Consider the following 12268-nt stretch of genomic DNA (forward strand, 5'->3'; position numbering starts at 1 on the left):
CGACCCAAGGAATCTCCCGGCATACCCAGAACGGGTTGCTGGGAGAGGATGTCAACAATTTCAGTTGAGAGGTTCGAGAAAAAGTTTGACAATCTGTCAACCGAGAGGCGATCGCCACAGAAACCTTATAGCCGCATTGCGGCGAGGCAACGCGGCTAGGAGTTGAAAGACTATCGATTTCGGTTGGGGTTATTTCTGTTCCGGGTGTTCTTCTTTCGCCGCTTGACAGCCTAACTGGTTTAACCGCCAAATCATTTGATGCAGGCGGCCGAAGTTTTTCTGATTGAAGTGCATGACGAGGCGAGGCAGAGGTTCGGTTTCGTCGCCGATTTCTTTAGGGAGAGCTTTTGATTTTTCAATGCGCCCCGATACGAGAATATCGCTAAACTCGTCGTTGAGTTGTTCGACTGTCTCGTCTGACAAGGGACATTTCAAGCGCATGACGAAAAGTTCGTCCACGTAGCGACTTGAATGGTACACCCGATAGAAACGACGAATGGCGTCACAGGCATCTTCTACGTCGTCAACGATGGTATAGAGACTCAAATCTTCTTCAGAAATGGTGCCGTTTTTCAGCAGACAGTTTTTGAGATAGTCTTGCCAACCGTACCAGTAATCACCGCCGGGGCGATCGATCAAGACGAGAGGAGCGGGGCCGTATTTTCCCGTTTGGCTGAGGGTAATGGTTTCAAAGGCTTCGTCCATGGTACCGAAGCCGCCGGGAAACAGGGCGATAGCGTCGCTTTCTTTGAGGAAAAACAGCTTGCGCGTGAAGAAGTATTTAAAATCGATAAGTTTGGCGTCGCCGCTGATGTAGGGGTTCGACGCTTGCTCGAAGGGAAGTTGAATGTTCAAGCCGAAGGATTTTTCGGCGCCGGCGCCTTCGTTTCCCGCTTCCATGATGCCGCCACCGGCCCCTGTAATGACCATAAAGCCGTAATCTACCAGACGGCGAGCGAACTCTCGCGCCATGTCGTATTCCGGCGCGTCCTGGGGTGTGCGGGAAGAGCCGAAAATGGAGATTTTACGAACGTGGCGATAGTTAGCAAAAATCTCCAAGCCTCGCTCCATGTCTTGCAGCGAGTAACTGAGAATTTTCCAGTCGAGGCGATCGGTGTCTTTGGTGGCAATTTGCGCCAAAGTAGAAAGGGAACGACCGATCCACTGCCAATGTTCGAGGGTCGGCAGCTTGTCGATCAAATCTGAAATTTCAACAGATAGCGTCTCGAAAGAGTTGGGTGGTGTTGCCATAAACCGTATGTGAAGCGCAGTATCTTATTTTACCGAGAGCGCGGGAGTTTATGGGCAGTTTGACATTGGAGCGATCGCGCCGTCAAACAAAGGCTGAGGGAACTCTGACGAGTCACCCCTCAGCCGGTTTTGGGAATTGTATCGATCGCGGCGCGATCGAAGGCGAGTTTAGAGATATTTTTCCAGCGTGTTAGCCAGCGTGGTTTTGGGAACTGCTCCGACCACCATATCGACTCTTTGACCGTTTTTAAAGATCATCAGCGTCGGGATACTGCGAATTCCGTATTTGCTCGCCACTTCAGGATTGTCGTCGGTGTTGAGTTTCACGACCTTGACTTTTCCTTCGTATTGCTGAGCGATTTCGTCTACCACGGGGCCGACCATGCGACAGGGGCCGCACCAGGGCGCCCAAAAATCCACCAGTACCGGCAGCTCGCTGTCTAAGACATCTTCTTTAAAGCTTGCATCTGAAACTTCTACAGCTGATGACATACCTCGAAATCCTTAATATCGATCGTTTGTTCACTCTTGAGTTTAACATTCCCTCCGCCCCCGCCCGGACAGAGGCGATAGGAACCGAGCGTCTCAGACGAACTCTCGATTTGACGAGCGATCACCTATCGATCGCCTCTTCGTCAATGGCGGGCTGGACTTGAGGAAAACGCAAGGAGCGAGAAGGGTTCGACCGGAAAAATTCGCCGAGTCAATTCGACAGAGAGAAAACGAACGGTCTAACTCGATTCGCCTCTAGGGTTCGGGTTGGCGACTGGCTGACTGTCCCAGTCGATCGAGCCTCTCAAGCCTCAATCTGACGAGTTTTGCGAGTCTCACGTTACCTTTTATTTTACCGGAAAAACTGGGAAAAAACGGCGTTCGGCTGGGCAACCCTGTATAGATTTGTAGCGCCTTCCCCAAAAAAGAAACCACCCGAACGATCCGTCCGGGCGGAGTGTGGTGTGAGGAGTGAACGGAAACATGCGTCTCCGCTATTTATTATTCTAATAAATAACGTTCCCCCCTGCGTTAAAATCTGGGAATTTTTTAACAAGACCCACTCGGGGACAAGGGGATAAGGGGACAAGGGGACAAGGGGACAAGGGGACAAGGAGACAAGGAGACAAGGAGACAAGGAGGATAACGCCTCGTCACCTCATCACCTCATCTCTCTATTTACCCATTCCCAATTGTTGGGCTTTTTGGTAGACCTTACCTTCGGTCAGCAACGAGGGAGCGATCGCCACTTCCACTTGCTGCATTTCTTTAAGATCCTTGGCGCCGAGAGTTCCCATGCTGGTTTTCAACGCGCCGAGGAAGTTGTGGGTTCCGTCGTCGAGTTGCGCCGGACCGCGCAGAATTTGCTCGAGGGTTCCCGTGCTACCGACGCGAATGCGGGTTCCGCGAGGCAGAACCGGGCTAGGGGTTGCCATTCCCCAGTGATAGCCGCGGCCGGGGGCTTCTTTCGCGCGGGCGATCGGCGATCCGATCATTACGCCGTCTGCACCGCAGGCGATACATTTACAAATGTCGCCCCCGGTGACCAAACCTCCATCGGCAATCACGGAAACGTATTTTCCGGTTTCGCGCTGGTAGTCGTCGCGGGCGGCGGCACAGTCAGCCACGGCTGTGGCTTGAGGGATGCCGATACCCAAAACGCCGCGCGAGGTGCAGGCGGCACCGGGGCCGATACCGACCATGATGGCGGCTGCACCCGCTTTCATCAGTTCGAGGGCGACGTCGTAGGTGACGCAGTTCCCCAGTACCACTGGCATGGGCATTTCTTGGCAAAATCCTGCCAAATCCAGCGGCGTCACGGATTCGGGGGACAGGTGCGAGGTCGAAACCACGGTGGCTTGTACGAAGAATAGGTCGGCGCCGGCTTTAGCGACGGCTTCTCCAAATTTTACTGCCCCGGCTGGAGTGGCGCTGACGGCCGCGATTCCGCCTTGTTCTTTGATTTCGCGAATGCGTTTTTCGATGAGTTCCGGACGAATCGGTTGGCTGTACAACTCTTGCATCAGCGGCACGAATTCATGCTTGTCCACCGATGCGATTCGATCGAGTATCGGATTGGGGTCGTCGTAGCGGGTTTGAATCCCTTCGAGGTTCAATACGCCCAAGGCGCCCAGTTCCGAGAGTAAAGCGGCCATGCGGACATCGACCACCCCATCCATCGCACTGGCGATGATGGGGATTTCTCGCTCGATGCCACCGATTTTCCAGGTGGTCTCGGCGAGGTCGGGGTCAATGGTACGCTGACCCGGTACTAACGCGATTTCGTCAATTCCGTAAGCTCGGCGAGCCGTTTTGCCCCGCCCAATTACAATATCCACTGTTCTTTACCGTTCCCAAAGCTATTTAAGCTAGACTAGCAAATTTACCCAAAAACGATCCATTGCACAAGTTTTGGTGATGAGGTTAGGGTGCGATCGGGGTGAGGGGATGAGGGGATGAGGGGATGGGGAGCAACTGTTGGCTGTTAACTGTTCGCTGTTAACTGTTCGCTGTCAAACACGCACCCTACGATTTGCTGTTCGCTATACGAGACGAAATCCTCGAGGTGACGATCGTGATTTAATGCTCGAAAATGTTTTGATATTGCATTAAATCTAAATCGACAAAGATGGGGACGCAATCGAAGCAGCGTTGGGCTAAGTCCCAGCGTTCTTCGCGCTTCAACATGGTTTCGAGTTTGATTTTGAGACTGATGAGATAGAGTACGTCGTTGGCGGCGTAACTCAATTGTTCTTGACTGAGGTTAGCGGCGTTTCCCCAGTCGGAACTTTGGGCTTTTTTGTCGAGTTCGACGCCTTCGAGTTCGCCGACTAAGGCTTTTAAGCCGTGGGAAGAGGTATAAGTCCGGGCGAGTTTGCTGGCGATTTTGGTGCAGAAGAGGGGATTTGTGAGAATTCCGAGGTGATATTTCAGTGTGGCTACGTCGAAGCGGGCGTAGTGAAAGATTTTGAGAATCGAGTCGGCTTCTAACAGCCGTTTGAGGTTGGGGGCTTCGGTTTGTCCGCGCTGGATGCGAACGGCGCTGACGAAACCGTTTCGATCGCACAGTTGTATTAAACAGAGTCGATCGCGCTGGGGTAACAATCCCATGGTTTCGGTATCGACGGACAACTCGGAGGCTTCGAGATAGCGATCGAGCGTATTGTCGTCGAGGTCTCGATCGAACACTTTAAAATTTTCTTTAAAATTTTGCGGTTCCATTCTTCCTGAAAAAAGTCAATCCCTTTTCCATCATCCCATGTCGAGGAGACAATTGATAATTTCTCGCCATCCCCTCATCTCCTCATCCCCTCACCCCATCATCGGCTCATCCCCCCGTCTGGGGTGGTGCGTGACGATTGGCTCGTCTCGCGATTTACACCCGATTTTTCCGCGTCACGCACCCTACGGCTCTCAATCCTCAATGTTCCCGACTTCTAAGCCGCATTGGGAACTGGTGGCTTCGACGAGGGTGCGAACTTTGCCCCGTTCCCGTCGGGTCAAGCGTAACTTCACCTGGCCGGCCATGGTATCTCGACAGACAAAGACTAAACCGCGATGGGTGGGCGCTCGTAACGGCGTCCCTGGCTTGTCGGTGGTGCCTTCGAGTTCGACGGCGAAATCCCCGCTTTCGGCTTGCATTTTCCATGACCCCCAGGGGGAAACCTCCCAAGTCACGGTTCCGTTCCAGGGGACGAATTCGTAGAACTGACCGCGATAGTGAACGCCCACCATGGCCACGGATTCCATCCAGGTAAGAACCTGTCGCTGTCCGCCTCCGGCGGTGAGGGCGAGGTCGCTTTCGTTGTCGAAGCTGTTGCAGTTGAGCCAAAACCAGCTTTTGGGAAACGATCGACCCCAGTTTTTTTCGCCGTAGGCGGGGGCGCGATGGAAGTCGTAGCGGGTTCCGTTCCAGTCAATCCAACCCGTCGCCCAGCCGTGGGCCATCAAAATCTGCCATCCGGGCTCGAAGATTTGAAAGGAGGACAGGACGCCAGCGGTAGACTGACGATCGCCCCAACCGTAGACGGGTTCGATGCGATATTGCCACTGACAGCGATGTTCGGTTCCGGGGTCGTAGAGGTGGCCTTGATGCCAGGTGGCCGTTCCTTGATAGCCGTCTTTGATGTATCGATCGAATAGGGCAGGGTCGAGAAAGGTCGGCGTTCCGGTTAAGTCGGTTTTGCCCCAATGTCCCAATCCCAGGGCGTTTTTCCACGCCCAAAATCGGCTGACGTCGGGAAAAGTCCGACAGAGATATTCGTCGTCAGGTCCGAGAATTTGCGCCCCACCGCCGCTGTTGGGTTGTCCGCCGACGGGATCTTCGATCGAATACATAAAGGCGAAGGTTTGCTGCGCTTTGGGAAGCGTAACGCGGTAATACCACCCTTCAAAAAAACGCGGGCTGATGCCGTCCCAGTGATATCCGCTGTGAGGTGTCGGCTGAGAACTTACCGGAGAACTTACCATAGAGAAACTCGGTCGATCGATACGATCGATAATATCGATTGCTTAATTTTAAAATCTTGTCAGTTTTGCAGTTTGCCAGCACTGAATCGTCCATGTCCGAACACCGACAACGCCCGATTTATCTCGACGCTCACGCCACGACCCCCGTTGACGAACGGGTGTTAGCGGCGATGATGCCGTATTTTACGGAGTATTTCGGCAATCCTTCGAGTATCAACCATCAGTACGGTTGGGAAGCTGAAGCGGCGGTCAAACAGGCGCGGGAGTCGATCGCTTCCGCTATCGGCGCGTCTCCCGAGGAAGTTATTTTTACCAGCGGCGCGACGGAAGCCAATAATTTGGCGATTAAGGGGGTGGCGGAAGCCTATTTTACGAAGGGTCGCCATATCGTTACGGTGGCGACGGAACACAACGCCGTCCTCGATCCCTGTCAGTATTTGGAATCTCTCGGCTTCGAGGTGACGGTGCTTCCGGTGCAGTCGGACGGGTTGCTCGATGTCGAAACGTTCGAGAAGGCTCTGCGGGAGGATACGGTGTTAGCGTCGGTGATGGCGGCCAATAACGAAATTGGCGTGTTGCAACCGATCGCGCAAATCGGGCAAATCTGTCGCGATCGCGGGGTTTTGTTCCACACGGACGCCGCCCAAGCCATCGGTAAAATTCCCTTGGACGTGCAGGCGCAATATATCGATTTGATGTCCCTGACGGCGCATAAAGTCTACGGTCCCAAGGGTATCGGGGCGTTGTACGTGCGGCGTCGCCATCCTCGGGTGAAACTGGCGCCGCAACTTCACGGCGGCGGTCACGAACGGGGGATGCGATCGGGGACGCTGTATCCGCCGCAAATTGTCGGGTTTGGGAAGGCGGTGGAGTTGGGACGGTCGCTGATGGAGGAGGAGATGCAACGGTTGACGGAACTGCGAGAGCGATTGTGGGAAAAACTCTCGCCACTCGAGGGGATCTTTCTCAACGGACATCGGGAACGGCGACTTCCGGGTAATTTGAACGTTAGCGTTGAAGGGGTGGACGGTCAGGCGCTGCTGTTGGGATTGCAATCGGTGATGGCGGTGTCGTCGGGGTCGGCTTGTACGTCGGCGAAAATCGAGCCGTCTCATGTTTTGGCGGCGTTGGGACGGTCGGAATCTTTGGCCTATGCGTCGGTTCGGTTTGGTATCGGTCGGTTTACGACGGTCGAGGAAATCGATCTCGTCGCCCAAGAGGTGATTTCAACCATCGAATCGTTACGTCGGGCTAGTCGATCGATGTCCTCAAACGCGCTTTAAAGGCGAGGTATGCGCGGGTTGAGGGAATTGCGAGAGAAACTTCACCCTGAGGTTCCGGTAGACTGTTAGCAAGATCGGCAACGTCGATCGCGAAGGTCGGGCGAGAGGTTGTCAGAGTTTTGTGGGACGATTTGGGGGGCGATGTGACAGTTTGGGGACATTTCCCACAACGGAGTCGTCAGCCGGTTGACTGGTTAAGGGAGATAGCCCAAGCCAAGCCGTTGGGGGCGACGGGTCGCCAATGTTGTCGCGCTTAGGCCCATCGAAGTCATGACAGAGGATAGAGAACGGCGAGACAAGGGACTGGCTAAGGTGGCGGGAGTGGTCGGTATGGCGACTTTGGCCATCGGCCTGGCTTTGACCTGGACTTGGCGAGAAAACGATCGACCCTCGGTCGGCGAGTTGTCGATCGAGCGGAAAAACGAAACGGAGTTGTCTCAAGTTGGGTCTCCGTCGTATCCGGTCGTCAATCGTATTTGGCAAACCCTCGGTGTCGTTGCGGTAGTCATGGGGTCGGCCGTCGGGGCGGTGGCGCTGCGACGTTGGTATCGTTCCCGCCGCCAAATCCACCCCTACAGTCAGGAAATCCGATCGGCTTTGGAACTCGAACGAGCCTTCAATCAAACCCTTCTCGAAGCGAATCCTTCCTTGGTGGTGGCCATCGATCGAGAGGGAAGGGTGTTGCGGATGAGCGAGTCTATGTTAATCCTGTTGGGATACCACCGGGAGGAGGTTCTCGGCTGCGATTATCTCTCGACCTTCGTTCCGGTTCCCTATCGCCAAGTGGTAGCGCAAGTGTTCGAGAAACTGCTCGCTCGATCGTCGCTGACGCACACGGAAAATCCCGTTTTAACGAAAGACGGACGCCAAATTTGGGTGGAATGGCACGGCCGCGCCATTCCCAACCCTCAAACCGGTCGCTGTGAGTTTTTTTTCGGAATGGGACTCGATATCACCGAACGGAAACGGACGGTGGAGGCGTTAGCCCAGGCGGAAGCGAAGTATCGCAGCATTTTTGAGAACGCCATCGAGGGCATTTTTCAAGTCGCCCCCCAAGGCTATTATCTCAGTGCCAATCCGGCTTTAGCCTATTTGTTGGGCTATCCCTCGCCGCAAGTGTTAATCGAGGAGTTACGGGATATCGATCGACAACTGTACGTCGATTCGAGTCGCCGCGCCAAGCTGCTGCGACTGTTACAAGCTCAAAACGTGGTGTCCGGGTTCGAGGCGGAGGTTTACCGCCGGGACGGGTCGATTATTTGGATTTCTGAGGACGTGCGGGCGGTACGGGAGGAGAACGGCGACTTACGGTATTATGAAGGGTCGGTCGTCGATATCAGCGAACGCAAGCGCACGGAACAACGACTGCGCTACAGCGCCTCTCACGATGCCCTGACGGGATTGTGGAATCGGGGTTGGTTCTTCGCCCAGATCGAACGCAGTCTGCGCCGTACCCGGCGTCACCCTAGCTATAATTTCGCCCTGTTGTTTTTGGATTTGGATAATTTTAAGTCAGTCAATGACAGTTTGGGTCATGTGGTGGGCGATCGATTGTTGCTGGCCCTGGCGCAGCGGTTAGAAAACTATCTGCGTCCGGGGGATACCTTCGCAAGGTTGGGAGGCGACGAGTTTACGGTGTTGATGGAAAACGTCAGCGACAGAGAGGAAGTGGTGGAACTGGCGCAGCAGTTACAAGATGCTTTGAACGCGCCGTTTTATATTGACGAGCATCAGTTGTTTTCTCAAGCCAGTATCGGTATTGTTGCCCAGGGTAACGACGAGCTGTATCAGCAACCGCAAGATTTGTTACAAGATGCGGATATTGCGCTGTATCGGGCGAAAAGACAATCTAACAAACCTCGTATCGTGGTGTTCGATCGCGCCATGCGCGGCGAGACGGTGCGGCGTCTGCAACTCGAAACCGATTTGCGCTCTTGTATCGATCGCGAGGAACTGCGCGTGGTTTACCAACCCATCGTCGCCCTGAACAGTTTGCAAGTGGTTGGGTTCGAGGCACTGGTGCGCTGGCACCATCCTCAATACGGGGCGATTTCTCCGGTGGAATTTATTCCCATCGCCGAAGAAACTGGGTCGATTCAGAGGTTGGGACTGTGGGTGTTACAAGTAGCCTCTCGCCAACTGCGACGCTGGCAACGGCAATTTCCCCACTCTCTTCTGCACGTCAGCGTCAACGTTTCGGGAAAACAACTCACGCCGGAGTTCCTGCCCCAACTCGATCGAGTTCTGGAGGAGACGCGTCTTCCCGGATCGACTCTGAAGTTGGAAATTACTGAAACCGCCTTGATGAACGATGTTGATGGGGCGATCGATCTCCTGCAAGCGGTCAAAGCACGGGAGATCGTCATCTGTCTCGACGATTTCGGGACGGGGTACTGTTCTTTAAACTATCTCCACCGCTTCCCTATTGACGTGCTAAAGCTCGATCGATCCTTCGTTCGCAGTCTCTCTTTAAAAAAAGATGCAGAACGAAATAGTAAATCTAAAATAGTAAAAAGCATGGTAAGCCTCGCTCACGGACTAGGAATTGACATAATCGCAGAAGGGATCGAAAATATCCACCAACTTCAACACCTGCAAAAACTAAGCTGCCAGTACGGACAAGGCTATTGGTTTGCGGCACCGCTGTCGGCGGAACTGGCCGAAGAACTACTGACCCAGTGGGGCGCTCGATCGAATGGCCGATAGGACAACTCAGGGTCGAGGGAAATCCATCCGCTCCCGTCGCGGCACTCCAAATTCCGGAAAAATCCCGAAAAATTTCAACGGTGCTTGACAAAATTCCTTAAACTCCATATTACATCGCAACGTTTCCGGTAGAATCGGAACCGAACTCTACAGGTTTTTACACGAGATCGTCGTTCTGGAGGACAGACCCATTAATCTTTCTCTCGATCCGAAGGGACTCCACTCTTCCGTCGCCCACCCCAAACCGGGGTCTTCCGACGCGATGGAATCCGTCCTGCATGTTCGGGGGCGCAGCGCCCTGAGCGGACAAGTTACGATAAGTGGGGCGAAAAACGCTGCCCTCGTGCTGATGGCCGGGGCTTTGCTCTGTCCGGAACCCTGCCGACTTCGCAACGTTCCCAACTTGCTCGACGTGAAGCGCATGGGCCAGATCGTTCGCGCCCTCGGTGTGAAACTCGACGCCCACGGCGATGTCTTAGACATCGACGCCACACACATCGGCCAGTCTCAAGCCCCTTACGAACTCGTCAGCCAACTGCGGGCGAGTTTCTTCGTCATCGGCCCCGTCCTGGCTCGCTTGGGCATCGCTCGCGTGCCGCTTCCGGGAGGCTGTGCCATCGGCGCCCGTCCCGTAGACCTGCACGTGCGGGGCTTACAAGCCCTCGGCGCCGACGTGCAAATCCATCACGGCGTTGTCCGCGCCTGCGTGCGCGGCGGACGCAAACGGCTGCGGGGAGCGAAAATTTACCTGGACTATCCCAGCGTCGGCGCCACGGAAACCCTGATGATGGCCGCGACGCTGGCGGACGGGGAAACTACCCTCGATAACGCCGCCCAGGAACCGGAAGTGGTGGATTTAGCGAACTTCTGTCGCGCGATGGGCGCCAAAATTCAAGGGGCCGGTACGAAAACCATTCGCATTGTCGGCGTTCCCCGCCTGCACCAGGCGGACTATCGCATCGTTCCCGATCGCATCGAAGCGGGAACTTTCCTCGTGGCGGGGGCGATTACGCAATCGGAAATTTCCATGTCTCCGGTGATTCCCGATCATCTCACGGCAGCGATCGCCAAATTGCGGGCCATGGGATCTCAGGTGGCGATGGACTCCCCCAATACCCTGCGGGTGATTCCCAGCCCCATCGAAGCGGCCGACATCGAAACTCAGCCCTATCCCGGCTTCCCCACGGATATGCAAGCTCAGTTTATGGCGCTTTCGACTCTCAGTAACGGCAACAGCGTCATTACGGAAACGGTGTTTGAAAATCGCTTGCGTCACGTGGCGGAACTGCAACGGATGGGCGCCGATATCCGCGTCAAAGGCAATATCGCGGTGGTGCGCGGGGTGCCGATGCTCTCGGGGGCGCCGGTGGTGGCGACGGACTTACGGGCTTCTGCGGCGTTGGTGCTGGCCGGACTGGCGGCGGACGGAAAAACGGTGATTCAAGGACTGCACCACCTCGATCGCGGTTATGAAAACCTCACTGAAAAACTCTGTCGCCTTGGTGCCGATATCGAACGGGTGATGGTTCCGAGTTCTGAAACGGCCACCGAAGCGATCGAGTCGGGGCAACCGTCGGCGTAACGTCGTACCACTCGCTAAAATAACAGGAGGAAATGGGTATTCGTTTCCTCCTGTCTTTTGTGGAGTAGTCCCCGAGATGTCTTTGAGCAAAACTCACCTCGTCGGCTTGAAGTCGGAACAGTTTCGACATCCCCTCGATCGCGCGGCCACCGACGCCCTCAAACAAATTCCGGGGATCGATTTGGTCGTCCGCAGTTTGCTCGGTGCTGTGGGAGAACAGTATTTTTATTTGGAAAATATCGCCTCGGGAGTGCGCGTGAGCGATCGACAACTCCCCCATCTCTACGAACTCCTCCTCGAAGCCGCGCGGGTATTGGACGTGGAAGCGCCCCAGCTTTACGTGCGACAACATCCGGTTCCCAACGCCTACACTTTCGCCATGCGCGGCCGACAACCCTTTATCGTCGTGCATACCTCTCTGTTGGATATGCTGACGCCGGAAGAGATTCAGGCGGTTCTGGCTCACGAACTCGGACATCTTAAGTGCGAACATGGGGTGTATTTGACTCTGGCGAATTTGATTGCTTTGTTGGCCGGACAGCTTCCCAATTGGGGGACGATCGTGGCTCAGAGTTTGCAGTCGCAGATGCTCGAATGGATGCGCTGCGCCGAGTTTAGCTGCGATCGCGCGGCGCTGTTGGCCACGCAAAATCCCCGCGTTGTTATGTCGGTGTTGATGAAACTGGCCGGCGGCTCTCCGGCGATGGCGTCCCAATTGAATCTCGATGGGTTTCTCGAACAGGCTCGCGCCTACGATGAGATTAGTCAGGACGCCCTCGGGGAAGCACTCAAGCAAATGCACGCCGAACAGCTTTCTCATCCGGTTCCCGTTCTGCGGGCCCGGGAGATCGATCGATGGGCAGCGACTCAAAATTATCAGGACTTGCTAAATCGGCGAATTGGTGGTTATAATGGTAAAGCTAATCCCAAGGGCGGATGGCGAAATTGGTAGACGCACCACACTCAAAATGTGGCGGCTTCGGCC

General features: G+C 54.9%; 9 protein-coding genes. 4 read left to right on the forward strand and 5 right to left on the reverse strand.

The annotated features are described in order from the left end of the window. Positions 1-189 precede the first annotated feature (189 nt). The 5 genes from ACP5D4_RS18630 to ACP5D4_RS18650 all read right to left on the reverse strand — a co-directional run bounded on the left by ACP5D4_RS18630 (position 190) and on the right by ACP5D4_RS18650 (position 5712). On the reverse strand, positions 190-1251 hold the full coding sequence (locus ACP5D4_RS18630) for an LOG family protein (protein WP_428013116.1): 1062 nt from the start codon (positions 1249-1251) through the stop codon (positions 190-192). 168 nt (positions 1252-1419) lie between these two features. Then, on the reverse strand, positions 1420-1743 hold the full coding sequence (gene trxA / locus ACP5D4_RS18635; RefSeq protein WP_428013117.1) for a thioredoxin: 324 nt from the start codon (positions 1741-1743) through the stop codon (positions 1420-1422). 674 nt (positions 1744-2417) lie between these two features. Next, positions 2418-3581 (reverse strand): GuaB3 family IMP dehydrogenase-related protein, encoded by a 1164-nt coding sequence (locus ACP5D4_RS18640; protein ID WP_428013118.1) that lies wholly within the window; start codon positions 3579-3581, stop codon positions 2418-2420. 241 nt (positions 3582-3822) lie between these two features. Beyond that, positions 3823-4464 (reverse strand): ribonuclease H-like domain-containing protein, encoded by a 642-nt coding sequence (locus ACP5D4_RS18645; RefSeq protein ID WP_428013119.1) that lies wholly within the window; start codon positions 4462-4464, stop codon positions 3823-3825. A 192-nt stretch (positions 4465-4656) separates the two neighbouring features. Further along, positions 4657-5712: a tocopherol cyclase family protein gene (locus ACP5D4_RS18650; protein ID WP_428013120.1), complete on the reverse strand. Its 1056-nt coding sequence runs from the start codon at positions 5710-5712 to the stop codon at positions 4657-4659. Positions 5713-5804: 92 nt separating this feature from the next. Between ACP5D4_RS18650 and ACP5D4_RS18655 the strand changes: the two genes are divergently transcribed. The 4 genes from ACP5D4_RS18655 to ACP5D4_RS18670 all read left to right on the forward strand — a co-directional run bounded on the left by ACP5D4_RS18655 (position 5805) and on the right by ACP5D4_RS18670 (position 12235). Next, positions 5805-6995 carry an IscS subfamily cysteine desulfurase gene (locus ACP5D4_RS18655; RefSeq protein ID WP_428013121.1) on the forward strand — a complete coding sequence of 397 codons (1191 nt, stop codon included), beginning with the start codon at positions 5805-5807 and terminating at the stop codon, positions 6993-6995. 270 nt (positions 6996-7265) lie between these two features. Then, on the forward strand, positions 7266-9701 hold the full coding sequence (locus ACP5D4_RS18660; protein WP_428013122.1) for an EAL domain-containing protein: 2436 nt from the start codon (positions 7266-7268) through the stop codon (positions 9699-9701). A 262-nt stretch (positions 9702-9963) separates the two neighbouring features. Further along, positions 9964-11283 (forward strand): UDP-N-acetylglucosamine 1-carboxyvinyltransferase, encoded by a 1320-nt coding sequence (gene murA, locus ACP5D4_RS18665; protein WP_428013123.1) that lies wholly within the window; start codon positions 9964-9966, stop codon positions 11281-11283. Between the two features lie 76 nt (positions 11284-11359). Then, positions 11360-12235 (forward strand): M48 family metallopeptidase, encoded by an 876-nt coding sequence (locus ACP5D4_RS18670; protein WP_428013124.1) that lies wholly within the window; start codon positions 11360-11362, stop codon positions 12233-12235. The last annotated feature ends 33 nt before the right edge of the window (positions 12236-12268 follow it).

Origin of the sequence: Baaleninema sp., from assembly GCF_049974805.1 — a bacterium.
Lineage (GTDB): Bacteria > Cyanobacteriota > Cyanobacteriia > Cyanobacteriales > Geitlerinemataceae > Baaleninema.

What these genes read in the sequence shown, in the direction of transcription:
- ACP5D4_RS18630 (WP_428013116.1), bottom strand. Translation starts at nt 1,251, where the DNA reads ATGGCAACACCACCCAACTCTTTCGAGACGCTATCTGTTGAAATTTCA.
- trxA (WP_428013117.1), bottom strand. Translation starts at nt 1,743, where the DNA reads ATGTCATCAGCTGTAGAAGTTTCAGATGCAAGCTTTAAAGAAGATGTC.
- ACP5D4_RS18645 (WP_428013119.1), bottom strand. Translation starts at nt 4,464, where the DNA reads ATGGAACCGCAAAATTTTAAAGAAAATTTTAAAGTGTTCGATCGAGAC.
- ACP5D4_RS18650 (WP_428013120.1), bottom strand. Translation starts at nt 5,712, where the DNA reads ATGGTAAGTTCTCCGGTAAGTTCTCAGCCGACACCTCACAGCGGATAT.
- ACP5D4_RS18655 (WP_428013121.1), top strand. Translation starts at nt 5,805, where the DNA reads ATGTCCGAACACCGACAACGCCCGATTTATCTCGACGCTCACGCCACG.
- ACP5D4_RS18660 (WP_428013122.1), top strand. Translation starts at nt 7,266, where the DNA reads ATGACAGAGGATAGAGAACGGCGAGACAAGGGACTGGCTAAGGTGGCG.
- murA (WP_428013123.1), top strand. Translation starts at nt 9,964, where the DNA reads ATGGAATCCGTCCTGCATGTTCGGGGGCGCAGCGCCCTGAGCGGACAA.
- ACP5D4_RS18670 (WP_428013124.1), top strand. Translation starts at nt 11,360, where the DNA reads ATGTCTTTGAGCAAAACTCACCTCGTCGGCTTGAAGTCGGAACAGTTT.